At 39.9% G+C, this 26209-nt stretch carries 24 protein-coding genes and 2 tRNA genes; 16 read left to right on the forward strand and 10 right to left on the reverse strand.

Annotation, left to right across the window (positions count from 1 at the left end):
- Window positions 1-18 precede the first annotated feature (18 nt).
- The 3 genes from AQ505_RS06125 to AQ505_RS06135 all read right to left on the reverse strand — a co-directional run bounded on the left by AQ505_RS06125 (window position 19) and on the right by AQ505_RS06135 (window position 852).
- A tRNA-Leu gene (locus AQ505_RS06125) sits at window positions 19-103 on the reverse strand.
- Between the two features lie 51 nt (window positions 104-154).
- Window positions 155-227, reverse strand: a tRNA-Gly gene (locus tag AQ505_RS06130).
- Window positions 228-363: 136 nt separating this feature from the next.
- Entirely contained in the window at window positions 364-852 is a 489-nt protein-coding gene (locus tag AQ505_RS06135; protein ID WP_062547365.1) for a regulatory protein RecX, read from the reverse strand.
- 233 nt (window positions 853-1085) lie between these two features.
- Between AQ505_RS06135 and AQ505_RS06140 the strand changes: the two genes are divergently transcribed.
- Together AQ505_RS06140 and AQ505_RS06145 are read left to right on the forward strand one after the other, a co-directional pair.
- Window positions 1086-3545 (forward strand): bifunctional UDP-N-acetylmuramoyl-tripeptide:D-alanyl-D-alanine ligase/alanine racemase, encoded by a 2460-nt coding sequence (locus AQ505_RS06140; protein WP_062547366.1) that lies wholly within the window; start codon window positions 1086-1088, stop codon window positions 3543-3545.
- A 9-nt stretch (window positions 3546-3554) separates the two neighbouring features.
- Complete coding sequence (locus AQ505_RS06145) at window positions 3555-4145, forward strand: DUF502 domain-containing protein (protein ID WP_062547367.1); 591 nt, start codon at window positions 3555-3557, stop codon at window positions 4143-4145.
- A 241-nt stretch (window positions 4146-4386) separates the two neighbouring features.
- On the opposite strand, the gene AQ505_RS06150 is transcribed toward AQ505_RS06145, so the two are convergent.
- Entirely contained in the window at window positions 4387-5094 is a 708-nt protein-coding gene (locus tag AQ505_RS06150; protein ID WP_062547368.1) for a TIGR00730 family Rossman fold protein, read from the reverse strand.
- Window positions 5095-5112: 18 nt separating this feature from the next.
- A complete protein-coding gene (locus AQ505_RS06155) occupies window positions 5113-6621 on the reverse strand; it encodes a sodium:solute symporter (RefSeq protein WP_062547369.1) in 1509 nt (502 codons plus the stop codon).
- 78 nt (window positions 6622-6699) lie between these two features.
- Here AQ505_RS06155 and recR point away from each other — a divergent pair, with 78 nt between their 5' ends.
- The 3 genes from recR to AQ505_RS06170 are packed head-to-tail and all read left to right on the forward strand — an operon-like array spanning window position 6700 to window position 8984.
- Entirely contained in the window at window positions 6700-7317 is a 618-nt protein-coding gene (gene recR / locus AQ505_RS06160; protein ID WP_062547370.1) for a recombination mediator RecR, read from the forward strand.
- A gap of 5 nt (window positions 7318-7322) precedes the next feature.
- Window positions 7323-8138 (forward strand): SDR family oxidoreductase, encoded by an 816-nt coding sequence (locus tag AQ505_RS06165; RefSeq protein WP_062547371.1) that lies wholly within the window; start codon window positions 7323-7325, stop codon window positions 8136-8138.
- Window positions 8139-8141: 3 nt separating this feature from the next.
- Window positions 8142-8984, forward strand: coding sequence for an alpha/beta hydrolase (locus AQ505_RS06170; RefSeq protein ID WP_062547372.1), 843 nt, complete (start codon window positions 8142-8144; stop codon window positions 8982-8984).
- A 14-nt stretch (window positions 8985-8998) separates the two neighbouring features.
- Here AQ505_RS06170 and AQ505_RS06175 read toward each other — a convergent pair whose 3' ends face one another.
- Window positions 8999-9964, reverse strand: coding sequence for an ion channel (locus tag AQ505_RS06175; RefSeq protein WP_062547373.1), 966 nt, complete (start codon window positions 9962-9964; stop codon window positions 8999-9001).
- Window positions 9965-10163: 199 nt separating this feature from the next.
- Between AQ505_RS06175 and trpD the strand changes: the two genes are divergently transcribed.
- The 4 genes from trpD (at window position 10164) to trpA (ending at window position 13943) form a co-directional block, all read left to right on the forward strand.
- On the forward strand, window positions 10164-11150 hold the full coding sequence (trpD, locus tag AQ505_RS06180; protein ID WP_062547374.1) for an anthranilate phosphoribosyltransferase: 987 nt from the start codon (window positions 10164-10166) through the stop codon (window positions 11148-11150).
- Window positions 11150-11869, forward strand: coding sequence for a phosphoribosylanthranilate isomerase (locus tag AQ505_RS06185; protein WP_062547375.1), 720 nt, complete (start codon window positions 11150-11152; stop codon window positions 11867-11869). Before trpD ends, AQ505_RS06185 begins: the two co-directional genes overlap by 1 nt.
- A gap of 116 nt (window positions 11870-11985) precedes the next feature.
- Entirely contained in the window at window positions 11986-13167 is a 1182-nt protein-coding gene (gene trpB, locus AQ505_RS06190; protein WP_062547376.1) for a tryptophan synthase subunit beta, read from the forward strand.
- An 8-nt stretch (window positions 13168-13175) separates the two neighbouring features.
- Window positions 13176-13943 (forward strand): tryptophan synthase subunit alpha, encoded by a 768-nt coding sequence (gene trpA / locus AQ505_RS06195; protein WP_062547377.1) that lies wholly within the window; start codon window positions 13176-13178, stop codon window positions 13941-13943.
- On the opposite strand, the gene nhaA is transcribed toward trpA, so the two are convergent.
- Both nhaA and AQ505_RS06205 read right to left on the reverse strand, forming a co-directional pair.
- Complete coding sequence (gene nhaA / locus AQ505_RS06200) at window positions 13933-15114, reverse strand: Na+/H+ antiporter NhaA (protein WP_062547378.1); 1182 nt, start codon at window positions 15112-15114, stop codon at window positions 13933-13935. The two genes, trpA and nhaA, sit on opposite strands and share 11 nt — an antisense overlap.
- 39 nt (window positions 15115-15153) lie before the next feature.
- On the reverse strand, window positions 15154-15774 hold the full coding sequence (locus tag AQ505_RS06205; protein WP_062547379.1) for an L-threonylcarbamoyladenylate synthase: 621 nt from the start codon (window positions 15772-15774) through the stop codon (window positions 15154-15156).
- Between the two features lie 77 nt (window positions 15775-15851).
- Between AQ505_RS06205 and AQ505_RS06210 the strand changes: the two genes are divergently transcribed.
- On the forward strand, window positions 15852-17516 hold the full coding sequence (locus tag AQ505_RS06210; RefSeq protein ID WP_062547380.1) for an FMN-binding glutamate synthase family protein: 1665 nt from the start codon (window positions 15852-15854) through the stop codon (window positions 17514-17516).
- 81 nt (window positions 17517-17597) lie between these two features.
- On the opposite strand, the gene asnS is transcribed toward AQ505_RS06210, so the two are convergent.
- Complete coding sequence (gene asnS, locus AQ505_RS06215) at window positions 17598-19046, reverse strand: asparagine--tRNA ligase (RefSeq protein WP_062547381.1); 1449 nt, start codon at window positions 19044-19046, stop codon at window positions 17598-17600.
- A gap of 100 nt (window positions 19047-19146) precedes the next feature.
- Between asnS and AQ505_RS06220 the strand changes: the two genes are divergently transcribed.
- The gene (locus tag AQ505_RS06220) at window positions 19147-20481 is read left to right on the forward strand and encodes a sensor histidine kinase (RefSeq protein WP_197286311.1); all 1335 of its coding nucleotides are present in this window, start codon (window positions 19147-19149) and stop codon (window positions 20479-20481) included.
- Between the two features lie 488 nt (window positions 20482-20969).
- Here AQ505_RS06220 and sucC read toward each other — a convergent pair whose 3' ends face one another.
- Window positions 20970-22160 (reverse strand): ADP-forming succinate--CoA ligase subunit beta, encoded by a 1191-nt coding sequence (sucC, locus tag AQ505_RS06225; protein ID WP_062547383.1) that lies wholly within the window; start codon window positions 22158-22160, stop codon window positions 20970-20972.
- Between the two features lie 65 nt (window positions 22161-22225).
- Here sucC and AQ505_RS06230 point away from each other — a divergent pair, with 65 nt between their 5' ends.
- The 5 genes from AQ505_RS06230 to AQ505_RS06250 all read left to right on the forward strand — a co-directional run bounded on the left by AQ505_RS06230 (window position 22226) and on the right by AQ505_RS06250 (window position 26208).
- Window positions 22226-22876, forward strand: a complete 651-nt coding sequence (locus AQ505_RS06230) for an ABC transporter ATP-binding protein (RefSeq protein WP_062547384.1) — start codon at window positions 22226-22228, stop codon at window positions 22874-22876.
- 4 nt (window positions 22877-22880) lie between these two features.
- A complete protein-coding gene (locus AQ505_RS06235; protein ID WP_062547385.1) occupies window positions 22881-23378 on the forward strand; it encodes a hypothetical protein in 498 nt (165 codons plus the stop codon).
- An 11-nt stretch (window positions 23379-23389) separates the two neighbouring features.
- A complete protein-coding gene (locus AQ505_RS06240; RefSeq protein WP_062547386.1) occupies window positions 23390-24001 on the forward strand; it encodes an HAD hydrolase-like protein in 612 nt (203 codons plus the stop codon).
- A 148-nt stretch (window positions 24002-24149) separates the two neighbouring features.
- A complete protein-coding gene (locus tag AQ505_RS06245) occupies window positions 24150-25805 on the forward strand; it encodes a S41 family peptidase (protein WP_197286312.1) in 1656 nt (551 codons plus the stop codon).
- 136 nt (window positions 25806-25941) lie between these two features.
- Window positions 25942-26208 carry a hypothetical protein gene (locus AQ505_RS06250; protein WP_187667801.1) on the forward strand — a complete coding sequence of 89 codons (267 nt, stop codon included), beginning with the start codon at window positions 25942-25944 and terminating at the stop codon, window positions 26206-26208.
- Window position 26209 lies beyond the last annotated feature (1 nt).

Genomic DNA, 26209 nt, shown 5'->3' on the forward strand with positions numbered 1-26209 from the left:
TTTCGTAAAGAGGCTGTGTACTCAGAGCGGGAATCGAACCCGCACGACTTTTAAGGTCACAGGATTTTAAGTCCTGCGTGTCTACCAGTTCCACCATCTGAGCAGGTGTTAACCTTTTAAATTAAATGACTTCATGATAGTTGAAGTTATTTAGAGCGAAAGACGAGATTCGAACTCGCGACCCCGACCTTGGCAAGGTCGTGCTCTACCAACTGAGCTACTTTCGCATGGTTTTTATTTTAACATCATCCGATGTTCCCATTTCTTAAAGTGTATTTTGTAATACCCTTTGTTTCGTTTGGGAATGCAAATATAGGGACTTTTATCTTTCTGTCAAGTTTTTTTTATAAATAATTTGAGTGCTTAGTATAAATCATTGTCTTTCAGTACTTCCATGATTAAATTATTTTCAAATCCCTTTGTCATTAAGTGTGTAATGAGCTTATTCCTTCTTTTATACGGATCATTTTCCTTAATTAAATTTGACTTTTTTTCCGCAGAAACCAATATAGCTTTTAAATAATCATCATAATCAATCGTATTTAAAGCTTTTAAAATCATTTTCTCAGGCACCTTTTTTATTTTTAAGGCTTGCTTGATTTTTATTTTACCCCATTTCTTGATGTTAAACTTGCCGGAAACATAAGCTTGCGCAAACCTTTCTTCATTTAAATAGTTGGTGGTGATGAGTTCAGAAATGTTTTCTTCCACCTCATCGGGCCTCAATCCCCATTCATAAAGCTTATTCCTCACTTCCTGCTGTGCGCGTTCCTGATAAGCACAATAATGCTCAACTTTGAATAAAGCTGTTTTCTTATCGTATTTGACGGTTTTTTTCTCTGAATTTTCCAATGTTTACAATAATACACAATCAAGATCTACCAGAATTAGAAATCATATCAGCTTTTAATAATATTGACGTTTTTAATACAAATGAAGTATTTAACATCATTAAAGCATGGATCGGCAAAGCACTACAGCTGAAAAGTAGAAAATAGTATGGTTATAAAAAAGAACCCTGCTAAAATCATACTTAAATTACAGGCAAGCGATGGTTATCCCTGTAAAAACTTTAATTTTGAACCATGAGCAGTACCACCTATACTATTGACCATTTTGCGGAAATTCTTCATGCAAAAGCTTTTATTCCTCAGCCGCAACTGATCGTAACCAGACTGGTAATCGATAGCAGAGCGGTAATTGACCCTGAAAGCTCTTTATTTTTTGCCTTGCAGGCGAAGCGTGATGGTCACGAGTATCTGAAAGAGGCTTATGCTAACGGAATCCGTTGTTTTGTGATCAGTGACGAACAGTATTTTAATGTTTTTCCGGATGCAAACATGCTGCTGGTTGAAAGTGTGGGTCAGGCTTTGCAGACATTGGCCATCGCTCATCGCGATCAATACGACTTAAAAGTACTGGCCATTACCGGAAGCAATGGGAAAACTATTGTCAAAGAATGGCTTTATCAGCTTTTAGCTGCCGATTACAACATTATTCGCAGTCCTAAAAGCTTTAACTCTCAGATCGGAGTACCGCTGTCGGTATGGAATATCCGGGAGGAACATACACTTGGGATTTTCGAGGCCGGAATCTCCAAGGAAAATGAAATGGAAGCACTACAACGCATTATCCAACCAACAATTGGAATATTAACCAATATAGGGGAGGCACATGCCGAAGGCTTTCCTTCACAGAAGGTGAAATTGCTGGAAAAATTAAAACTATTTAAAGAGGCGGAACTATTTATTTATTCTCCAGAATATACCAGCGGAATTCCGATTCAGGAACTCCCTGGACAAAGGAAATTCTCCTGGAGCTTAAGCCAAAAAGCAGACCTGCAAATTTCTTTCGTGGAGCCAATTGAAGACAAGACTTATATTCGTGCGCTCTATAAAGCTGCAGAAATAGAATGTCTGATCCCGTTTAGCGATAGGGCTTCGGTTGAGAATGGCATTATTTGCTGGGCCACCCTACTTTCAATGGGCTATTCGCCAGAAGAAGCGGATGTGCGCCTCGAGAAATTAAACCGGGTAGGGATGAGGCTAGAATTAAAAAACGGCATCAACCAATGTTCCGTAATTGATGATTCTTACATTGCCGATATCCCTTCACTTGCGATAGCACTTGATTTTCTGAACCTTCAAAATCAGCACCCTAAAAAAACATTAATCCTATCCGATTTACATGAAACCGGGAAGCAGGAAAGCCTGCTGTATAAGGAAATTGCGGATCTGCTCAAACAGAAAAATCTGCAGCGATTGATTGGGATTGGTCCTAATATCTCTTCTATGGCCTCCTTGTTTGACCTGGAAGCCTCATTCTTTGAAAGTACACAGGATTTTATAGATCATTTTCCAGCAGTACATTTCTACGATGAAACCATTCTGGTAAAGGGGGCGAGAAAGTTTGAATTTGAGCGCATCAGTAAGCTGATTGCCCAGAAAGTTCATGATACGGTATTGGAAATCGACCTGAACGGGCTTGCCGGAAACCTACAATTCTATAGGAATAAACTGCAGCCTGGCGTAAAAATCATGGCTATGGTGAAGGCATTTTCGTATGGAAGCGGTAGCTTTGAAATTGCCAATGTATTACAATACCATAAAGTTGATTACCTGGCTGTAGCCTATACAGACGAAGGTGTAGCCTTAAGAAAAGCTGGGATTACGATGCCTATTATGGTGATGAGTCCCGAGCCTTCTGCATTTGATGCCATCGTGAAATATAAATTGGAACCTGAAATTTATAACCTGGATGTCCTGAATAGCTTTTTAAATTTCCTTCATTTTGAAATCCGGGATTATCCGGTACATCTTAAAATTGATACCGGGATGCACCGTTTGGGATTCGAAGAAACTGAGGTTGATGAGTTATTGCGTACCCTTCAGGGGACTAAAAAACTTAAAGTGGCCTCCGCTTTTTCTCATTTGGTAGGCAGTGATGAAATCCAACATGATGAGTTTACAAAACATCAAATTGAACGGTTTAAGTCTATGGCGCAACGTATAACTGAGGGACTCGATTATAAATTTATCTGGCACATATCGAATACCTCTGGCATCTCTCGTCATCCGGAAGCCCAGTTTGATATGGTGCGTTTAGGTATCGGTTTATACGGACATGATGGTGGGTTAAACCACAATAAAGGGCTGCAAACTGTTGCCGTATTGAAAACAACGATCACCCAGGTAAAGGAGCTGAAGCCAAATGAAACTGTTGGCTACGGCCGCCAAGGGCTTTTACCAGATGGAGGAACGATTGCAACAGTCAAAATCGGTTATGCTGATGGCTATACCAGAAGGTTTGGAAACGGGGTTGGAAAGATGCTGGTCAATGGTCAGTTGGTGCCAACCGTTGGTGTCATCTGCATGGATATGTGCATGTTGGACGTAACCGGATTGGATGTTAAAACAGGCGATGAAGTGATCGTTTTTAATGGAAAGCTGACCGTAGCGATGCTTGCCGAGCAGATTGGAACTATCCCATATGAGATTTTAACGAATATTTCACAAAGAGTTAAACGGATTTATTTTTATGAGTAGTTTTGCAGCATGAACAGAATCGGTAGAGCCTTGTTAAGATACATCATCAAAGGACTCTTAATTGTATTGCCTATTGCGCTAAGTATTTTTATTGTGATCGTTGCTGTAACCACAGTAGACAGCTGGTTAAACGTGAACAATATCCTGGGTGTTGATCCTCAGACCGGAGCCAGCAGAAACATTCCTGGCCTTGGTTTAGCACTTGTAGTGGCCATCACACTTGTAGCCGGTATTTTCGTTACGAATTTCGTAACTGAACCTATGTATAATTGGTTTGCCAGAATATTGGACAGACTGCCTATCCTTAAATTTATTTATTCGTCCATAAAAGACCTTACAGAAGCTTTCGTTGGCGATGAAAAGAAATTCAATAACCCCGTACTGGTAGAGGTAGAAGGTAATTTGAAGCGAATTGGGTTTCTTACTCAGAGCGACTTATCAGCAATCGGCCTTCCAGGAGAATCTATTGTATATTTTCCCTTTTCTTACTCTTTCGCTGGACAAGTATACGTAGTTAAAAATGAGAAAATTAAGCCTTTAAATATGACTGCCGCAGAGGCTATGAAATTGGTTGTTTCAGGCGGAGTAAGTCATTTCTAAATGATTTAAATGCAAATCTAGTAGCCATAATTAATCAGAAGCATTCATCAAATGAAACACCTGCGGTCTTAATTATCATCTAAAAAAAAGATAGCTGATCGACCGACTTTCAATCTTTCGCCCTTCAGCGAAAGATTTGAGGAGGGGAGCAACTATCTTTTTTAACGTACCGGAGTTAATCCTGCCAAATGCTAAATATGGTGTTCAGCATACTGAAGTTTTAAACACCAAGTAGCAAATCCTAGAAATTAGGTTTTAACACATATTTATCATAGAACCTGAAAATATGCTCAGCAGCTTCTTCTGCAGTATCTACTAACCTAAACAAGTTCAGATCTTCCGCATGAATGTTATGTTCTTTATTCAGCATTGTTGAAGTAATCCAATCTACTAAACCACCCCAGTACTCTTTCCCCACTAATACAATTGGGAATCTGGCAATTTTGCCCGTCTGAATCAAGGTAATCGCTTCGAAAAGCTCATCCATTGTACCCATACCACCAGGTAATACGACAAAACCCTGTGAATATTTCATGAACATCACTTTCCTGATGAAGAAATAATCAAATTCTAATAACTTATTATGGTCAATATATTTGTTGTGGAATTGTTCAAAAGGAAGGTCAATGTTTAAACCTACAGACTTCCCTCCATTCATGTGGGCGCCTTTATTTCCTGCTTCCATAATTCCGGGACCACCACCGGTGATCACGCCATATCCACGTTCTGTAAGTAACCTGCCACATTCTACTGCAATTTCATAGTACTTATTTGTTTCCGCTGTTCTTGCAGATCCGAAGATAGACACGCATGGGCCAATTTTCGCTAATTTCTCAAAGCCATCTACAAATTCAGCCATGATTTTAAAGATCTGCCAGGAATCTGTAACTTTTATTTCCTGCCAGTTTTTGTTCTCAAATGCACTTCTAATTTTCTCTTCACTTGTCATTCTATAGATATTTAGTTCTTAAAATCTGGTTTGCAATGCTGTTTTTTTACTGATCAGCAACAGTCCGATAAAGGTGATCAATCCGTTCACCAGAATCAGTTCCACACTAAATGTATATCCGCCAAGTAAAGTGGCAGAGTTTGCATTGAGCAGGTAACATATCAATGGTGATAGGATACATACTAAAGGTACTAATTTATCATGAAGTCCTCTGTTCTTCATGAAAAGGCCAAAGCTATATAAGCCAAGTAGTGGGCCATAAGTATAGGAGGCCACTTTAAATATCCCTTTAACGACCGACTCATCATTTAAAGTATTGAAAATAATGATCACCACAAACATCAGCAGCGAAAACGCAATATGTACCAGGTGTCTTTTCTTTACAGCTCCATCTGCATTGGCATTTTCACTCTTATCCATGTGCAGGAAATCTACACAGAACGAGGTAGTTAATGCGGTTAATGCCGAATCGGTTGTGGCAAATGTTGCCGCAGTTAAGCCCAGCATAAATACGATGGCCGGTACTACACTTAAATGATTGAGTGCGATTTCCGGAAAAAGAAAATCCGTTCTTGGTTTTCCGGTGATGTGATCCAAAGGAATCTCAATACCATTTTTAGCCGCATAGATATATAACAAAGCACCTACACTCAGGAAAAAGATGTTTAGGATCACAAAGATTCCAGTGAAGGTAAACATGTTTTTTTGTGCCTCCCCAATAGTTTTCATACTCAGGTTTTTTTGCATCAAATCTTGATCCAAACCTGTCATAGCAATCGTAACAAATACGCCTCCAATGAACTGTTTACTGAAATGGAAGCCATTGGTCATGAAGTCTTCGTAAAAGAAAATCTTGGAATAACCACTTGTCTTAATGGCTTCGAAAGCTTGCGGGATATTCATATCCAGGCTGCTGCAAATGAAATACAGCGTCAGAAAAACTGACAATACCAGGAAAAATGTTTGTAGCGTATCTGTAATAATAATTGTTTTTAATCCACCTTTGAAGGTGTAGGACCAGATGAGGGCCAAAGAAATCAATACGGTTACCCAAAATGGAACCCCATAACTGTCAAAGATAAAACGCTGTAAAACAATCACTACGAGATATAAGCGGAAAGCTGAACCTATCGTTCTACTGATTAAAAAGATTGATGCAGCAGTCTTATAACTGTAAAAACCCAATCTTTGTTCGATATAACTATAAATCGAAGTCAGCTTCATCCGGTAATATAAAGGCAGTAGTACTGTTGCGATAATGATAAACCCGACCGCATTTCCCAGTACAAATTGAAAATATTGAAATTGATTGCCGGAAGGTGCGCCTACTTCTCCGGGAACGGAAATGAAAGTCACACCGGATAAAGCAGTACCAATCATTCCAAAAGCAACCAGGTACCATTTTGAATTTCTATTTGCAATAAAAAAGGTAGCATTGTCTGATGATTTTTTGGAAGTAGCGAAGGCGATAACGATCAATAGCAGGAAATAACCAATCAAAAAAGACAAAAGTATAGCTGGGCTCATAGTATGTTTTTAGCAGCTAAATGTAAGAAAATCATATTTTAAAAATCAAATAACGGAAGATAAATATAAATTTGTAAAATGAACTTTTCATCCAAGCTTCTCGAAGACGCTGTCAACGAATTTTCTAAGTTACCGGGAGTCGGACAAAAGACGGCATTACGCTTGGTATTACACTTGTTAAACAAGGAACAGGAAGAGGTTTCTAACTTCGGCAATTCCATTATTAAACTGAGACAAGAGATCAAGCATTGTGCGGTTTGCCATAACATTTCAGATCATGTACACTGTGAAATCTGTACCGCTAATAAACGTGATAAAGAAATTATTTGCGTGGTAGAAGATACCAGAGACGTGATGGCTGTAGAAAATACCTCACAATATTTTGGCGTTTACCATGTGCTGGGAGGTCTAATCTCTCCAATGGATGGCATCGGTCCTGCTGATCTTTTTATTGATTCCCTGGTGCAGCGTGTGGCGACCAGTCCTGTTAAAGAAGTGATTTTAGCACTGAGTGCTACCATGGAAGGAGATACTACTCTTTTTTACCTTTATAAACGTCTTAAAGATTTTCAAATCCCGATTACCGCTATTGCCCGAGGAATCGCCTTTGGTGGTGAACTGGAATATGCAGACGAAATCACCCTGGGGCGCTCTATCATTACAAGGGTGCCTTATGAAAACTCATTAATCAAATAATCAGCATGGATTTTAAGAATAAAGTAGTCATCATTACCGGAGCATCTTCCGGTATAGGAAAAGCTTGTGCCGAAGAATTTGCCAAACGTGGTGCAAATCTTGTGCTTGCTGCCCGTCAATATGTAACCCTTTGCGAAGTTACTGCCGATCTGGAAAGTAGATACGGCATTCGTGCAGTTGCTGTTCAAACGGATGTGAGTAAAGAGCAGGATTGTGAGGAATTGAGTAAACAAGCCGTACTCAGTTTCGGTAAGATCGACATTCTGATCAATAATGCAGGTTTGTCGATGCGTGCATTATTCAATGACCTTGACCTTTCTGTCTTGAAAAATCTGATGGATGTGAACTTTTGGGGCAGTGTATATTGTACAAAATATGCTTTGCCAGAGATTTTGAAAACCAAAGGTAGTATTATTGGCGTATCTTCTATTGCAGGCTACCGTGGACTGCCGGGACGTACCGGGTATTCCGCTTCAAAATTTGCGATGAATGGATTTATGGAGTCTTTAAGGACAGAATTGTTAAAAACAGGCGTACACGTGATGGTAGCTTGTCCTGGTTTTACCGCCTCAAATATCCGTGTTACGGCATTGGCAAAAGACGGTGCTGCGCATGGGGAAACTAGTATGGAAGAAGGTAAAATGGTGACTGCAGATGTGGTGGCAACCACTATTGTGGACGGCATTGCGTTAAGAAAACGTACATTAATCATGACCGGACAAGGTAAGTTAACCGTCTGGCTTAATAAATTGTTACCTGCGTTGACAGATAAATTGGTGTTCAACCACTTTACCAGAGAGAAAAACGCATTGATAAAATAACACATGAAAACCAGGGTATTACTGATGCTATTCGCTTTCTTCGGACAAATATTCAGTTCGGCTGCCCAGATCAGGGTAGAAAAAGAGGTTGATTATGCTCAGGAAAAAGGGAAGGTCAGTAACCAGCTGAATATCTATTATCCGGCGGATACGGTCGTTAAAAAAGGTGTGGTTATTTTCATTCATGGAGGATCCTGGAGCAGTGGTAAAAAGGAAACTTACTGGTGGCTGGGTAGAAATCTAGCACGTAAAGGACTGGTTGCAGTCCTCCTAAATTATGGATTAGCCCCCGATCAGGAATATCCACAAATGGCAGCTGATTGTGCTGCTGCAGTAACCTGGGTATCTAAAAATATCGTCCGTTACGGTGGAAATCCAGAAAGGCTATTCCTGATGGGACATTCTGCCGGTGGCCATCTTGCAGAACTGATCAATGCAGATCCTCAGTATTTAAAAGCTGCAGGCTATCAAGGAAAAATTAAAGGGATGATCTTAAATGATGCTTTCGGCCTGGATATGAATGAATACCTGAGCAAGGCTGATCACGATGATAATTATTACAATTTCCTGCGCACGTTTACGGAAAATCCGGAAATATGGACCAAAGCCTCTCCACTAAATTATGTGCAGCAAATCAAGAACCCTCATCTGATTTTTTACGGAGAAAAAACATATCCAGCGATACAAATACAATCAGAACGCATTCAAAAGCAGTTAACTGCAGAGCAGGTGCCGAGCTCGATCTATGTGATCAAGGGTAAAAAACACGTAGGCATGATTAGTCAGATGATCTTTGGAAGCAACCAACTGTACCAAAAGATTCTTGATTTTGTAGCAAAGAATTAATTTGCAGCAAAGCACTAAAGGTCTTTAACTGAATCTCCTGAATCCGATGGTGCTATTGCTCCGATTTTGGAAAGATCAATGGTAGTTCTGCCATTGCCATCTTTGGAAAAAATATTTGAAAATTTAGCATCATGCAAAATGTCTTCATCGCGGTAAGAAGTTCTCGTGTGTACAGTTTGCGAAAATGTATCATCAAAAGCTTTCAGTAAAACCAGAATTTCTACTTCTGCATTGGCAAGATCCTGGGCTGTTTTCTGGAAAATCGGACTGTGCTCATCAATGGGATGAACCACCGTCCAGCTTAAGGTCAGCAGACCAATTTTCGCTCTTTCCAATTCCAGTGGATAAAATCTGCGTGAGACCTTTCCATTGACGGTTTCATTGTAAGACAATACGACCTGTACTTCAATCTCTATCAGCTGGTTGTTTCGTAAATTGGCCAGTCTGAACATGAGCCCTTTGCCTTCCTTATAAGGCGCAATCACCATTTTATCACTGTAAATGATCTTGGCATTAGGTCTGGAAAAACGGCCATACAATAGGCCTGTCGCCAATGCAAAAGCCAGCAGTCCCAGCATCGACTCAAAAGCGGCCACGCAGCTCGTGATAAAACCATCCGGACTAATGTGTCCATACCCCACGGTAGAAATCGTTTGTGCGGAAAAGAAGAACGCATCAAAAAAATGATCTCTGGGATTGATTCCACTAGCACCCTGTAAATGTTCGATGCCAATCCACACATAGATCAAGGCGAAAAACGTGTTCACCAACAGGTAAACAATCAGGATGATCAGCAGAAACTTTTTCCAGGACATGGAAATCAGCCAGTTATAGGTGTCGGCAGTTCGGAACAATGGAAGTCCAGTTCTTTTGATATTAGAACTGCCATCAGCATTCATTAACCTTTGATTCGCGGTAACCGGTTGGTTACCAAATCCTAAATCGTCGTCGATTTGTGATTTCCGTTTAAATAATGCCATAATTCCTTACTAATTTTAAGAAAAATTTTGCAATTATTAAAAACTATTACATCTTTGCTTTAGATGATACAAACAAACGTACTTAATCTTTGGTGGTGGCGCAACGCATTAGCGTAGTGTAACCCCCTGTCTGAACGTTTTATTTACATAAAAATATTTTGAGGGTTGCTATTAAGGCAGCCTTTTTTGTTTTATACCCATGAAGAAAATACTAAACCACTTATTTGAAAACAAGACCTTCAGCAGAGCTGAAGCGCAAAGAATATTGACCGCTATTGCTTTAGGTGAGTTTAATACTTCACAGATTGCGGCGTTTATTACGGCCTATGGCATGCGTAACATTACGGTGGAAGAGCTGCAGGGATTCAGAGATGCGATGTTGGAGTTATGTGTCAAACTTGATTTCTCCGACTATGAGCTGGTTGATCTTTGTGGGACTGGTGGTGATGGTAAAGATACCTTTAACATCTCTACACTCGCTTCTTTCGTCGTTGCTGGTGCTGGCCATAAAGTGGCAAAACATGGTAATTATGGCGTGTCTTCCGGTTGTGGTTCTTCTAATGTGATCGAGTATCTGGGCTATAAATTTACAAGCGATCCTGATACATTAAAGAGAAGCCTGGATACTTCAGGAATTTGCTTTATTCATGCACCATTGTTCAATCCCGCGATGAAAACGGTAGCTCCAATTCGTAAAGAGCTTGGCGTAAAAACATTCTTCAATATGCTTGGCCCAATGTGTAATCCGGCACAGCCGAAAAATCAATTGGTAGGTGTGTTTAGTCTGGAATTAGCGCGTTTATATGCTTACTTATATCAGGATACCGATAAAAACTATACTATTCTTCATGCGGTGAATGGTTTTGATGAAGTTTCCTTGACCTGCGATTATAAAGTCTTCAATAAAAAGGGAGAAGCCTTAGTAAAGGTATCAGATATTGGTTTTGAAGAGATGGATGAGGCGCTGATAAAAGGCGGAGATACCGTGGTCTCTTCTGCGGAAATATTTATGAACGTATTAAACGGAGCAGGAACAGATGCACAGCACAATGTGGTCTTATGTAATGCAGCCCTGGCTATTCAAACCATCAGCGATACTAAATCTTTTGCCGATTGTTTCTATGAAGCCGAAGAATCATTGTTCAGTAAAAACGCGTTGAAACGCTTTAAAAGCCTGATTGGGTAATGAGTACTCCGCAATTGAAAATATGTGGGATGTTACATCCTGAAAACCTCAGGGAGGTTGCGGCTCTACAGCCAGATTACCTGGGTTTCATCTTTTTTAAAGGCTCTAAAAGATATGCCGGCGACGTGTTACCGGAAGTATTGGCAGCCTTACCTGAAAACATAAAGAGAACTGGCGTTTTTGTGAATGAAACTCTGGAAACAGTGCTCAGCCTAGTTGATAAATACCAACTAAATGCGCTGCAGTTACATGGTGCAGAAAGTCCGGAATATTGCAGGGAGTTGAAAGTTAGGTTAAGCGAAATGATGGCATCAGATTCAGCTGAGCCAAATGCAAATTCAATAGCTGTAAGAACAAAAGCAAGTGAAAAAACTGAAACAATTGGAAAAGTACAGCTGATCAAAGCTTTTGGTATCAGCGAGGCTTTTGATTTTAGTCGGTTGAATCTATACTTAGGAACTGTAGATTACTTTTTATTTGATACACAGACCCCGGATCATGGCGGTTCAGGCAAAAAGTTTGATTGGCAGCTCCTGACAAACTATACCCTGGATCTACCTTACTTTTTAAGCGGTGGAATAGGTGTTGAAAGTGCAGAAATGTTGAATAGCATTGTAGACCACAGGCTGTTTGCTATTGATGTAAATAGCAAGTTTGAAATAGAACCAGGGTTAAAAGACCTGGAACAACTGAAAGTATTTAAAAGCAAATTGTTATAAACTGATGCCCTAATTAATACATTAAATAAAGGCCAGTTAACCCATAAAAATGATCCTGGATCATATCTGTAATTAAAAATGAGGTCAGGATCAATAAAAGAAATAAGAACAAGATTATGAACTATTTTGTAAACGAAAAGGGATACTTTGGAGATTTTGGAGGAGCGTACATCCCTGAAATGCTGTATCCTAATGTAGAGGAGTTAAGAACCAGATACCTGGAAATTATCGCTGATGAAGGCTTTCAAAAGGAGTTTCATCAACTGTTAAAAGACTATGTCGGCAGGCCTTCGCCATTGTACCTGGCAAAACGCTTATCTGAAAAGTATGGAACCAATATCTTTTTGAAAAGAGAAGATTTGAACCATACCGGAGCACATAAAATCAACAATACCATTGGTCAGATTTTAATGGCAGAGCGTTTAGGAAAAAAACGCATCATTGCAGAAACCGGCGCAGGACAGCATGGTGTAGCCACCGCTACTGTATGTGCGTTACGCGGACTGGAATGTGTAGTTTATATGGGCGAAATTGACATCCAGCGTCAGGCACCAAACGTGGCCAGAATGAAAATGCTGGGTGCAAGGGTGGTTCCTGCTACTTCTGGCAGTAAAACATTGAAAGACGCGACAAATGAGGCCATGCGCGACTGGATTAATAATCCAATCGATACCCATTATATCATCGGATCTGTAGTTGGCCCACATCCTTATCCCGATATGGTGGCTACTTTTCAATCGATCATTTCGGAAGAAACAAAAAAACAATTATTGGAGCAGACCGGTAATGATCAGCCTGATTACGTATTGGCATGTGTAGGTGGTGGAAGCAATGCCATGGGGATGTTCTATCATTTCATTAACGATGAAAACGTAAAATTGATCGCAATTGAAGCTGCCGGAAAAGGGGTAGACAGCGGACATTCTGCAGCAACCACTGCTTTAGGGAAAGAAGGTGTATTACATGGGAGCAGAAGCATTCTGATGCAAACAGAAGACGGACAGGTGATTGAACCTTATTCTGTGTCTGCAGGTTTGGATTATCCTGGTGTTGGCCCTCAGCATGCGCATTTGTTCAAGACCCATAGAGGTCAGTACGTTTCCGTAACGGACGATGAAGCTTTACAAGCAGGTTTGTTATTGACACAATTGGAAGGAATTATTCCTGCAATTGAAAGTGCACACGCCCTGGCATATTTAGAGAAAATGGAGTTTACAGGTAAAGAAAATGTAGTGATTTGTTTGTCCGGAAGGGGAGATAAAGACATGGATACCTATATGAAGTATTTTGGATTATAAGAACAGCAATGAATAGAATTAATAAGTTATTTCAAGAGAAAAAAAACATACTATCCATCTATTATACTGCGGGTTACCCGAACTTAGGGGATACAGTGGCCATTGCAGAGGAGCTGGAAAGATCTGGTGCAGACCTATTGGAAATCGGATTTCCATACTCAGATCCTGTTGCCGATGGACCAGTGATTCAAGCCAGCAGTAAAGCGGCTTTAGATGCAGGAATGACGCTTAAATTGTTATTTGAGCAATTGAAAGACCTGCGTAAAACTGTGAGTATCCCTGTTTTATTAATGGGATACGTCAATCCTCTATTACAATATGGCGTAGCTAACTTTTGCAAATCATGTGCAGAAGTAGGAGTAGACGGCTGTATTGTTCCTGACCTTCCAATGGCGGAATACGAAGAATTATATGCAGAAGATTTTAAAGCACAGGGCTTAACCAATATCTTCCTGGTTACGCCTCAGACTGCGCCGGAAAGAATTCAAAAGATCGATGGTTTAAGCAATGGCTTCATCTACCTGCTGTCGTCATCTGCAACCACCGGACAAAATTTAAGCGTATCAGAAGGTACAGAAGCTTATTTCTCCAGAATTGCAGATTTAAAGCTAAAGAACCCAACTATGATTGGTTTCGGCATCAGCAGCAAAGAAACTTTTGATAAAGCTTGTCAGTATGCTAACGGAGCCATCATCGGGACTGCCTTTGTGAAAAGCCTGAAAGCCGATGATGTATCCGGTAGTGTAAAAGAATTTATGAAAACATTTAAGCCGTAAGCGCTTTCTTTTTGTGGATGGATTTCAGGTAGATAAAACCTGCTAATCCAGCAATTATGGAGGCACAGAGGATGGCAAATTTGGCCTCCGTCACGTGCATCTCGTCGCTGAAAGACAATAGGGAAATAAAGATCGACATGGTAAAACCGATTCCGGCAAGCATCCCCAATCCGATGATGTGCTTCCAACCGGATCTGGAAGGTAAAGTCCCTAGTTTGAGCTTTACCGCCACCCATGAAAATAAAGTCACCCCTATTGTTTTTCCGACAAATAAGCCCAGGATAATTCCCATTCCAAGCGGCGAAACCAATCCACCTAACATCTCTTTCTGAAAAGTAATGTTTGTATTTGCCAGGGCAAAGATGGGCATGATAAAGTAATTTACCGGGCCGTTTAACAGGTGTTCAAGTTTTTCCAGCGGAGATTCAATATTTGTCTTGTTGCAAGGAATAGTGAAAGCTAATAATACCCCTGCAATAGTCGCATGAATACCGGAATGATGGATAAAATACCAAAGGAAGACACCTGGAATCAGGTAAAAATATAAGGCTTTTAAGTTCAGATAATTGAACAGGAATAAGACGGCCAACACGCCTGCCGCCATTAATAAGTAATCAAAATGAACCTCACTGGTGTAAAAAACGGCAATCACCAGAATGGCACCAAGGTCATCTACGATGGCTAAGGCTGCTAAAAATACTTTTAAAGAGGTAGGTACGCTCTTGCCCAGCATAGAAATAATGGCCAGTGCAAAGGCAATATCAGTAGCCATTGGAATACCCCATCCACTCGCAGTAGGAGATCCTGTATTGAATGCAAAGTAAATTCCAGCGGGAACCAGCATTCCACCTAATGCAGCAATAACAGGTAAAGAGGCTTTCTTCAAAGAGGACAGCTCTCCTTCCAGTAGTTCTCTTTTGATCTCCAGACCTACCAAGAGGAAAAATACAGCCATTAAAGCATCATTGATCCATGCAGATACGGTATAAGAGATGCTGGTGCTGCCAAAATTAATGCCTAATTCGGTAGTCAGCAGATTTGCAAATCCTGTACTAAAAGAGGAGTTTGCGATAAATAAAGAGATTGCTACACAAACCAGCAGGATAACTCCCCCAATTTGTCCGGAACGGAAAAAATCCCTGAATGCTTGTAAATTTAATAGTTTCGCCATGTGCTAAAGATAAGATTCGAGCTGGAGTTAGGCAACAGTTTAAAGGAGACTTTCCAGATCGCCTTTACCTTCACGGATAATTTCAAAGGTTCCGGAAGTACAATCTACTACTGTAGAAGGTTCATTATCACCGTAACCACCATCAATTACCAGATCCACACTGTCTTCATATTTTTCATGGATTAATTCCGGATCTGTAGAATATTCAATCACTTCATCATCGTCCCTAATAGAGGTCGATAAAATCGGGTTTCCCAGCATTTTCACAATTTCTCTGGCAATGTCATTGTCCGGTACCCTGATCCCTACTGTTTTCTTTTTAGAACTCAGTAGCTTGGGCACATTGTTGCTCGCATTGAAAATGAAAGTAAAGGGGCCGGGAAGGGCTTTCTTCAAGACCCTGAAAGTAGCGGTATCTATCGGTTTGACGTAATCTGAGATGTGTCTCAAATCAGAGCAGATGAACGAGAAATTAGCCTTCTCAGGCTTGATGCCACGTAGTCGACAAATTTTCTCTACTGCTTTTTGATTGGTAATGTCGCAGCCTAATCCATAAATAGTATCGGTGGGATAAATGATGATGCCTCCTTTTTTCAAGACTTCAACAACTTCTTCAATTGCCTTGGGATTTGGATTTTCAGGATAGATTTTTATGAGCATGTGTAAATTTACACAATCTTTATACCGATTTTGGTTTATTGTTGTTGTAATGGTATGTTTTCATTAAATTATCCTTTATGAGAAAAGCTTTTATCGCAATTGCTGCATTTTTGGTGAGTGCTACGCTGATGATCAGCTTCGCCTGGCCACCTTTTTATTGGGCATTTATTTTTATTGGCCCAATCATTCTGCTTGGTATATATGATTTATATCAGCCCAAGCACAGTATAGTCAGAAATTATCCGGTATTGGGTAGATTAAGGTATCTGGCGGAAGACCTTCGTCCAAAAGTATACCAGTATTTTGTAGAAAGTGATACCAATGGAAAACCTTTCAGCAGGTTAAACCGATCGCTCATTTACCAGCGTGCAAAGCGGGAGAATGATACGATTCCATTTGGAACCCAGCTCGATGTTTATGAAAATGGGTATGAATGGCTAAGCCATAGCATCGCAGCGATCAGTCATACCGAATTAGATGAAGATCCGCGAGTATTGGTTGGTGGCCCTGAATGCAAGCAGCCTTATTCTGCGAGTATTTATAACATATCGGCCATGAGTTTTGGTTCTTTAAGTCAGAATGCAATTCTGGCGTTAAATGGAGGGGCAAAACTGGGAAACTTCGCCCACAATACCGGAGAAGGTGGAATCAGTGATTACCACGCCGGGCCCGGCGGAGATTTGATCTGGCAGATTGGTACCGGTTATTTTGGCTGCCGTCACCATGATGGGACCTTTAATTTCGAAGCTTTTGGAGAAAAAGCGAAAACAGCGCAAGTAAAAATGATCGAAATAAAACTTTCCCAAGGGGCTAAACCTGGGCATGGCGGGATTCTGCCGGCCAAGAAAGTGACTCCTGAAATTGCTAGAATTCGTTTGGTAAAAGAAGGTTTCGATGTGATCTCTCCACCAGCGCATTCGGCTTTTAAAACACCTTTAGAGTTGGTCGCTTTTGTACAAAAACTTAGGGAATTATCCGAAGGTAAACCCATTGGTTTTAAACTCTGCATTGGCCGGAGATCAGAATTTTTCGCCATTTGCAAGGCGATGTCTGAAACCGGAATATATGTAGATTTTATCACCGTAGATGGTGGCGAAGGTGGAACTGGTGCCGCACCGCAGGAGTTTTCAAATGCAGTAGGAATGCCATTAAGAGAAGGCGTTGCCTTTGTTTATGATGTGCTGACCGGCTTTAACTTAAAACAGCACATTAAGATTATTGCTTCAGGGAAAGTGGCTTCAGGTTTCGATCTGGTAAAAAACATCGCCCTTGGTGCAGATTTATGTAACTCTGCAAGGGGAATGATGTTTGCCCTGGGTTGTATTCAGGCTTTGGAGTGTAACAGTAATACCTGTCCGACAGGTGTAGCCACACAAGACCCAAGTTTGATGAAAGGTTTAGTGGTAGAAGATAAAAAGGTACGGGTACATAATTTCCATAAACTGACGGTAGGTAGCGCCGTAGAATTATTGGGTGCTGCGGGTTTACAGCATACTTATCAGCTCAGCAGGGCTTATATCAACAGGAGGATCGCTCCAAATGTGATGCAGTCTTATATGGAAACTTTCCCTTATATCCCGGAAGGAAGTTTATTGAAAACGCCTTATCCGCTGCGTTTTGAACTGGGAATGGCTTTAAGTACTTCCAGCAGTTTTGCACCTACAGATTACAAGGTTTCAATTGTAGATTACGCACATGCGAATTCCTTTAATGATAACCTGCCAACTGCAGCACAAAGTTAAGTGCAGCTGTGCCATTAAAGACAAAACAAAAAGGGCCGGATTTTTGAAGATCCGGCCCTTTTAAATGAAAATATATACAGCTTAAAATTCCGCGTTTTTTGGGAAGCGAGGGAAAGCAATTACGTCTCTGATATTCGTCATACCACTTACAAAAAGTACCAGTCTTTCGAAACCTAATCCGAAGCCGGAGTGTGGTGCAGATCCAAAGCGTCTGGTGTCTAAAAACCACCACATTTCTTCCTGAGAGATGTTTAACTCATCCATTCTTTGTGTCAGCTTGTCTAAGCGTTCCTCTCTTTGAGAACCACCAATCATTTCACCGATTCCAGGGAAAAGAATGTCCATTGCGGCCACTGTTTTTCTACCTTGAGCATCAGGCTCATTCTGGCGCATATAGAAAGATTTAATATCTGCAGGATAATCGGTTAAGATCACTGGTTTTTTGAAATGTTTTTCTACCAGGTAGCGTTCGTGTTCTGATTGTAAATCTGCTCCCCATTCGTCAATAAGATACTTGAATTGTTTCTTTTGATTCGGTTTAGAAGACCTTAAGATCGCAATCGCTTCCGTATAAGTTAAGCGCTCGAAGTCATTGTCTAAACAGAAGTTCAGTTTGTCAATTAAGGAAAGTTCAGAACGCTCATTCTGAGGTTTAGTTTTTTCTTCTTCTAACAAGCGGTTGTTTAAGAAGTCGATTTCCTCTTTACAATTCTCTAAAGCATATTTAATCACATACTTCATCATGTCCTCGGCCAATTGCATGTTGTCTTCCAGGTCTGCAAAAGCAACCTCTGGCTCAATCATCCAAAATTCAGCAAGGTGACGGGTAGTATTTGAATTTTCCGCTCTGAAAGTAGGGCCGAAAGTATAAATCTGTCCAAAAGCCATAGCAGCAAGCTCACCTTCTAATTGTCCGGAAACGGTTAGGTTAGTTGCACGGGCAAAGAAATCCTGTGAGAAATCTATTTTACCATCTTCAGTTTTTGGTGGATTCTCTAGGTCTAAATTGGTTACCTTAAACATTTCGCCAGCACCTTCTGCATCAGAAGCGGTAATGATAGGAGTGTGCATATAAGTAAACCCTCTGTCATTATAAAACTGGTGAATAGCAAAAGCTAAAGCATGACGCAATTTAAATACCGCATTGAAAGTATTGGTACGGAAACGTAAATGCGCGATTTCTCTTAAAAACTCCAGACTGTGTTTCTTAGGCTGTAATGGGAATTTCTCCGGATCACTATCACCTAATATTTCAATTGTATTCGCTTTAACATCAACTCTCTGTCCTTTACCAACAGATTCTACGATTGTACCAGTTACTGCAATGGCAGCGCCAGTAGTAATGCGTTTCAATAAATCTTCAGGGGTATTATTAAAGTCAACAACAATCTGGATGTTTCCCATGCAGGAACCATCATTGATAGCAATAAACTGATTGTTGCGGAAAGTACGCACCCAACCCATCACTGTTACTTCTCTGTCGAACTGCTCTGTCTCTAACAGGCTTTTTACTTTTTCTCTTTTGATCATGATTTTATTGTGGAGAGGTTCAAAAATAAGGATTTAATTGATTTTTTTTATGTTTCTTATTGTATTAAGTTTGCGAAGCGACATCTCAATCTTAATTAGCGTGCAATCGAATCATATCAAATCTTTTTGGCAAAAGGCCATAGGCGACATCGGGGAATTTTCTTTAGAGGAGCGTATTTTTAATACTATATGTATTTTTGCATTTTTTGCCCTGATGGTGGAAGCGCCATATAATTATTTAATGGAGCTTAAAGAATTGGCTTGGCTATGCTTTCTAGGCATGGTCTTTATTGTTGGACTGTATTACCTTTCCAAGATAAAAAGGAAAGCCAATCTGGCCATTACGCTTTTCTGCATCATCAGTAACATTACTTTTACCTATTGCTATTTTTATAATTCTGGAATTCTTGGGCCAAATGTGCTGCTTTTTGCACTTTCTTTTTTCCTCGTCATCACCATCATCCCAAGAGCACAGTATAAATTTTGGGTGCCGGTCAATATATTTATAGTATTGGCAGTACTGGCATTGGAATATCATCAGCCGCAATTAGCACCTGATCTGTATTACAGTCCTTTTGCAAGAGTTATTGATTTTGCGGTCACTTATATCGTTTCTACGGTTTTAATTTTTCTGTCTATCAGTTACATGCGGAAAAATTACGACTATGAGCGTTTGTCTGTAGAGCAGCGTAACCGGGAAATTGAGGCGCAAAAAGATGAGATTCTATTGCAAAAGGGGGCACTGGAATACTTGAACAGAGAAAAGGATCGCCTGTTGTCTATCGTAGCGCATGATGTACGGATGCCTTTGAGTTCCATTCAGGGCTATTTGGAAATTCTGAATTCCATCGGACTGGATGAAGCGGAAAAGCAATTGATTGAAGGACAGCTATTGCAAATTACCAGAGATACTTCTGAAATGCTCATGAATCTGCTTTCCTGGTCGAAGACGCAGCTGCAAGGGGGGAACGTGCAGTTGAAGGCCTTAGATGTAAATGAAGCCCTTCAGGGCTGGTTAAAAATAGAAAATACCATTGCTAATAAAAAAGGAATCCGTTTGCGAATGCTCACTGCCGGACAACTTTATTTAATGGCTGATCATGATATGCTTCATCTCGTAGTTCGGAACCTGGTTTCTAATGCTATTAAATTTACCCCTGAGGGGGGAGAGGTGATCGTTTCCACGCGTTATCGCGGAACCAGCGGAATGATCATTATATCTGATAATGGAATCGGCATCACGCCCGAAAAACAGGAACATCTGTTCCAGCTCAATGCTTCCGCTACTTATGGAACCAATAATGAAAAAGGGATTGGTCTTGGCTTACTCTTGTGTAAGGAGTTTACGGAAAAACAGCAAGGAAATATCTGGTTTGAAAGTGAAACGCAAAAAGGTTCCGTTTTTTATGTTTCCTTGAAATTAGGAGGTATTTAGTGTCTTTATTTTAGTCTTTTGTTAAAATAATTGTAAAATAATCTATTTTAACCTCATTTTTTAACTCATTTTATGAATTATGTGTTTTAAAATCTATTTATGTCAGTTATTTATGGTAAAATATTAATATTTCAATCGATTATTCGGTGTTTTTCTTCTATTTTTTGGTTTTAGTGTTAATTCTGAGGTGTTTTTTGTTTAATTTTTACTGTTTAATCATTTTTATTGCAATTTATTTTTAAATAAATTGGGAATTGTCTGTTTAACTTCTATATTTGTGTCAGCTCGTTTAATTTATATTTGGTTAAAGAAGCCTCAGGTTGGATGACCTGAGGCTTCTTTTGTTTTATAGGCGAAATAAATGCAGTAAAAGCTCAGGATAAATTCAGTACCGAGCTTTTTAGCTTTAAGAACCAAAATTTCAGGTATAAAAAAAGGCCAATTGAATAAACAATTGACCTTTTAGATTTTTAACTAAGAACTGGTACTTATGCCAATACTTTAGTTACTAAATCTGCAGCATCTTTCAATGCAATTGCAGAATATACTTTTAATCCTGACTCATCGATTAACTGTTTCGCTTCAGCGGCATTAGTACCTTGTAAACGACAGATGATTGGTACAGGAATATCACCGATTTCTTTATAAGCATCAATTACACCTTGAGCAACACGGTCGCAACGAACGATACCACCAAAGATGTTAATTAAGATCGCTTTCACATTTGGATCCTTAAGGATAATGTTGAAACCTGCTTTTACAGTTTGTGCATTCGCAGTTCCACCTACATCCAGGAAGTTAGCTGGCTCACCACCTGCAATTTTGATGATGTCCATGGTCGCCATTGCTAAACCAGCACCGTTCACCATACAGCCAACGTTACCATCTAATTTCACATAGTTTAAGTTAGACTCACTTGCTTCCACATCTGTTGGATCTTCTTCCAATTTATCACGCATTGCTGCATAATCAGGATGACGGAATAAAGCGTTCTCATCTAAGTCAACTTTAGCATCAACAGCGATGATTTTGTCATCAGAAGTTTTTAATACCGGGTTAATCTCAAACATCGCAGAGTCGGTAGCGTCATAAGCTTTGTAAAGCGCAGTGATAAATTTCACCATGTCTTTATGAGCAGCACCACTTAATCCTAGATTAAAGGCAATTTTACGAGCCTGGAATCCTTGAAGACCAACTTTAGGGTCAATCTCTTCTTTGAATATTAAATGAGGAGTTTTTTCTGCAACCTCTTCAATGTCCATTCCACCTTCGGTAGAATACATAATGATGTTAGTTCCAGTTGAACGGTTTAAAAGCACGCTCACATAGAATTCTTTAGTTTCAGATGCTCCAGGATAATAAACATCCTGTGCCACTAAAATCTTGTTCACTTTCTTTCCTTCCGGGCCAGTTTGAGGAGTAACCAATTGCATACCTAAAATGTCGGTTGCTCTTTGTGCTACTTCTTCCAGGTTTTTCGCAAGCTTTACGCCACCGCCTTTACCTCTTCCGCCTGCATGGATTTGTGCTTTAATCACAACCCAATCAGAATTGTAGTCAGTTTTCATTTTTTTAGCCGCTTCTACAGCCTGCTCAACCGTGTGGGCAACGACGCCTTCTTGTACGGCTACACCAAAACTTTTAAGTATTTCTTTACCTTGATATTCGTGGATATTCATTTGCTGAAAAAATTTGTCCAAATCTACAATTTCAGATTGGTTTTAAAAACAGTAAGTTTGCATTTATGCTAAAAGCAACAGGTATAAAGAAAGCTTATGGAAATTTACCCATCCTGAAAGGGGTAGATTTTGAGGTGGAAAAGGGAGAAATTGTCAGCATTATCGGCGCCTCTGGTGCAGGTAAAAGTACCCTGCTGCACATATTAGGGACTTTAGACAAGCCAGATCAGGGAACTGTCGAATTAAATGGTGCTAAGGTAAATCAACTTTCCGGAGAGCTGCTGAGTGTATTTCGTAACAAAAATATAGGCTTTGTTTTTCAATTTCATCATCTGCTGCCTGAATTTAGTGCTTTGGAGAATATCTGTATCCCTGCATTTATCGCTAAGACCAGTAAAAAAGATGCAGAGCGCCGCGCAATGGAGCTTTTGGATTTGCTGGGATTGAAAGATCGGGCGGCGCATAAACCCAATGAATTGTCGGGAGGGGAGCAGCAGCGGATTGCCGTAGCGAGAGCACTCGTGAACCATCCCGCGATTATTCTGGCTGATGAACCTTCCGGAAATCTGGACTCCGCCAATGCCAATGCCCTGCACGAATTTTTTATCACCCTCCGCGATAATTTTAAACAGACCTTTGTGATTGTTACCCACAACGAAGGACTGGCAGAAATCAGCGATAGGGTAGTCACCATGAAAGACGGATTAATCATATAACATTTTGAAAATACTAATTACAGGAGGTAAATCTGCCTCAGCATTAAAGCTGCTGAAAGCTTTTGCCAACCAACCTATATTACTTGCCGATTACGGAGATATGCCTGCTTTTTCTTCTGCGGCTTATCAAATGCACTCCTTGGGGACTAGAAATGACGATACCACTGCACATACTTTGCTCAATAACTGTCTGGACGAAAATGTAGAAATGCTATTGCCAATCCATGATTTTGAAATTGAAGCAGTAGCCAAATCCATGGTCTTATTCGAGGAATTTGGGATTGAGGTGTTATTGCCGCAGCCAGCAGATTTGCCTAAATACCTCAGCACTGAGAAACAAAGCGGAGATTGGGCATTGTACCAGAAAGGCATATTGCTATTCCCTGAAAACGCGAACGAAGCACAAAAAAAATTAGGCATTAAAGAAAAATTGAATGGTGTATTTTACACCATTGACAGTCCTGAAGGCCTGAAACCAGTTTTATTTACCATTAATTCCTAATCATTTTACCCATGAGGCCAGAAGAATTACTAAAAAACAAACAAGCATTCGTTTTTGAACTGGACAATGTCATTTATCCTGAAAAGGATTATTTATTGCAGGTTTACTACCTGTTCGCACAATTTATTGAATACGGCGAACAATTAAATGCCAGTGATATTGTAAAATATATGCAAGAGGAATACCATGGTCATGGCACTGTAGATCTATTTGAGAAAACTGCTGCAGAGTTCAAAATTCCAGAGAAGTATAAAGTAAATTATGATCTGGTCATGCAAAATGCAAAACTTCCATTAAAGCTACTAATCTATAATAAAGCGCTTACTTTCTTACAGGAAATTGTTGCCAATGGCAAACAAGTGTTTTTATTTGTAGATGGTGATTCCCTGATGCAATTAAATAAAATTAGACAAATAGAATGGAACGGATTGGAAAAGAACCTGATCGTTTATTTTTCTGAAGAATCTGAACCTAAACCTAGTACAAAAGGAATAGAAATGATCCTGGAACGCCATGATTTAAACCCAGAGCAGATGGTGTTGATTGGTGCTAAATCCGCAGATCAGAAATGCGCTCTGAATGCAGAAATTGAATTTTTAGCCATCGAAGAAGTGCTGGTATAACCTGCTTATGTTTAAACAGCTTGGTTTATGATGAAAAAAATTAAGCTGTTTGAAATAAAATACCTGTTAAATTGCTGATCATCATCAGGTAATGAGTTTTTTTATTATAGATTTGTAATAGAAAACCTGACTAAGGATGATAAAACGATTGAACTCTAGAAAGTACATTTTAATCGCATTGGCACTTGTTCCTGTGCTATTCAATGCTTGCAAAAAAAGCAAGGTCAATCCAGAAAGTCCTGACACTGAGCAGCCGCAGCCTGGTGTTGGAAATACCAAACAAACGCCCACCTCAGACCGAAGATCGCTGACCAACGATTCACTATTTTTATATGCCCAGCAGATTTATTACTGGAACGATAAACTGCCTACCTATGATGTTTTTGATCCTAGAACTTACACAAAATTAGGTACTGATCTGGCCAATTTCAATAATGAGCTGTTCAACATTACCAAACTTTCCGGATTTGAAACGGTCGCTGGTTCCTCTTTCCCAAAATACGCATTCATCAGGGATGAAAATACCGCAAATGGCAGTCAGAGCACTGCTCCAGATAGATCATCCAGCGTAGACCTGTCGGACATTGGTTTTGATATGGGCTTTTTAAATTTTCAAGGTTACGGTGATAACACAGGATATGAACTTTTTGTGAAGGCTGTTTATCCGAATTCACCTGCTGATCTTGCAAAGATTACACGCGGAACGAAGATTACCAAAATTGGTAGTCGTGCTATTGGAACTAATTTCGATGCAGAAGTAGCTCTCATCAATAATGTCTTAAATGGGAGCACCAGCAGCACCACTTTTTCTGGGATCAGACCGGATGGAACAACTTTCAACGATGTGGCACTTAGTGTTAAAAAATATACGAGCAGTCCGATATTTGCTTCGAAAGTAATTGATCAAGGAGGGAAAAAGGTTGGCTATCTAGCTTATTCGCTCTTTTCAGTATTGACAAATCCTGATAGTAAAAATCCAACGGATACTCGAATAGATCCAGTTTTTGCCAATTTTTCGGCTAATAATATCACAGATTTAGTGATCGATTTACGCTATAATGGGGGAGGTTCTGTGGAAACGGCAGAGTATCTGTTGAATCAGCTCGCTCCAGCCAATACCAATGGAGTGATGTTTTCTGAAACTTACAATAGTGTGATGAAGAGTGGGAAAGCCAGCATACTCAAGAACCAACCTTTAACAGATTCCAAGGGGCAAATTCAATACAGCAGTTCAGGTAAAATGTATACATTGAATGATGTGGACTGGTCTGATGCCGGAAATATATACTCATTTTCAAAAAAGGGACCTTTAAACGGATTGAAAAATATTGTGTTTCTGGTTTCCAGTAATACTGCATCTGCAAGTGAATTGCTGATCAATAGCATTAAACCTTATATGCAGAGTGTAAAATTGGTCGGTACTACCACTTATGGCAAGCCTGTCGGATTCTTTCCAATCGTCCTGGACAAACACTATTCTGTGTATTTGCCAAGTTTTGAAAGTAAAAATAAAAATGGGGAAGGTGGTTATTATACTGGAATGAAGCCAGATTTTGCGGATACAGGAGGATCAGATCTTTATGATGATGCTGAGCATGATTTTGGGGACCCTAAAGAGAGTTATTTAAATAAAGCACTTTCTCTTCTTGCCCCGGTGGCTCCATCAGTTTTGGCTAGCCGAATCTCTTCAAAAGGGATAGCCGGCGCTACTGCTAATTCGGTAAAACTCATGAAGACAGATTATTCAAATAGCAACATGGCTGCCGCGGGTATGGTGGAAACACGTTACCGATTAAAAAAATAAAACCTTGTTAATCAGCGTTTTTTGATCATTGTAAAATCCTATTTACAATAGGATGTCAAAATGACTTTGATCTATGGCTTTTAATTGCGATTTTAAATTAAGAAACGCATATTTATTACAATTTAGCCAGAGTATTATGATTGGGGAATTAATCGAGAAAGAATCAATAGACATCAGTCAGATCATACCTGCTGACCAGAACCATACCGAAGAATTAAGAGATAAGTTGAATTCTGCACAACGCCTGGGGAATGAATTTAAATCAAAAGCAGATATTTCCTTTAATACAAAAGAAGGACCTAAAACTGTTTCTACTACCGTATGGCAGGTGACAGAAAAATACTTACAATTGAAAAATGGAATTCATATTCCTTTAAACAGCCTTTTAGCCATAGAGTTCTAAT

It is taken from the genome of Pedobacter sp. PACM 27299 (assembly GCF_001412655.1).
GTDB lineage: Bacteria > Bacteroidota > Bacteroidia > Sphingobacteriales > Sphingobacteriaceae > Pedobacter.

Coding starts and splice junctions, on each gene's coding strand:
- AQ505_RS06140 (WP_062547366.1), top strand. CDS start 1,086: ATGAGCAGTACCACCTATACTATTGACCATTTTGCGGAAATTCTTCAT.
- AQ505_RS06145 (WP_062547367.1), top strand. CDS start 3,555: ATGAACAGAATCGGTAGAGCCTTGTTAAGATACATCATCAAAGGACTC.
- AQ505_RS06150 (WP_062547368.1), bottom strand. CDS start 5,094: ATGACAAGTGAAGAGAAAATTAGAAGTGCATTTGAGAACAAAAACTGG.
- AQ505_RS06155 (WP_062547369.1), bottom strand. CDS start 6,621: ATGAGCCCAGCTATACTTTTGTCTTTTTTGATTGGTTATTTCCTGCTA.
- recR (WP_062547370.1), top strand. CDS start 6,700: ATGAACTTTTCATCCAAGCTTCTCGAAGACGCTGTCAACGAATTTTCT.
- AQ505_RS06165 (WP_062547371.1), top strand. CDS start 7,323: ATGGATTTTAAGAATAAAGTAGTCATCATTACCGGAGCATCTTCCGGT.
- AQ505_RS06170 (WP_062547372.1), top strand. CDS start 8,142: ATGAAAACCAGGGTATTACTGATGCTATTCGCTTTCTTCGGACAAATA.
- AQ505_RS06175 (WP_062547373.1), bottom strand. CDS start 9,964: ATGGCATTATTTAAACGGAAATCACAAATCGACGACGATTTAGGATTT.
- trpD (WP_062547374.1), top strand. CDS start 10,164: ATGAAGAAAATACTAAACCACTTATTTGAAAACAAGACCTTCAGCAGA.
- AQ505_RS06185 (WP_062547375.1), top strand. CDS start 11,150: ATGAGTACTCCGCAATTGAAAATATGTGGGATGTTACATCCTGAAAAC.
- trpB (WP_062547376.1), top strand. CDS start 11,986: ATGAACTATTTTGTAAACGAAAAGGGATACTTTGGAGATTTTGGAGGA.
- trpA (WP_062547377.1), top strand. CDS start 13,176: ATGAATAGAATTAATAAGTTATTTCAAGAGAAAAAAAACATACTATCC.
- nhaA (WP_062547378.1), bottom strand. CDS start 15,114: ATGGCGAAACTATTAAATTTACAAGCATTCAGGGATTTTTTCCGTTCC.
- AQ505_RS06205 (WP_062547379.1), bottom strand. CDS start 15,774: ATGCTCATAAAAATCTATCCTGAAAATCCAAATCCCAAGGCAATTGAA.
- AQ505_RS06210 (WP_062547380.1), top strand. CDS start 15,852: ATGAGAAAAGCTTTTATCGCAATTGCTGCATTTTTGGTGAGTGCTACG.
- asnS (WP_062547381.1), bottom strand. CDS start 19,046: ATGATCAAAAGAGAAAAAGTAAAAAGCCTGTTAGAGACAGAGCAGTTC.
- sucC (WP_062547383.1), bottom strand. CDS start 22,160: ATGAATATCCACGAATATCAAGGTAAAGAAATACTTAAAAGTTTTGGT.
- AQ505_RS06230 (WP_062547384.1), top strand. CDS start 22,226: ATGCTAAAAGCAACAGGTATAAAGAAAGCTTATGGAAATTTACCCATC.
- AQ505_RS06240 (WP_062547386.1), top strand. CDS start 23,390: ATGAGGCCAGAAGAATTACTAAAAAACAAACAAGCATTCGTTTTTGAA.
- AQ505_RS06250 (WP_187667801.1), top strand. CDS start 25,942: ATGATTGGGGAATTAATCGAGAAAGAATCAATAGACATCAGTCAGATC.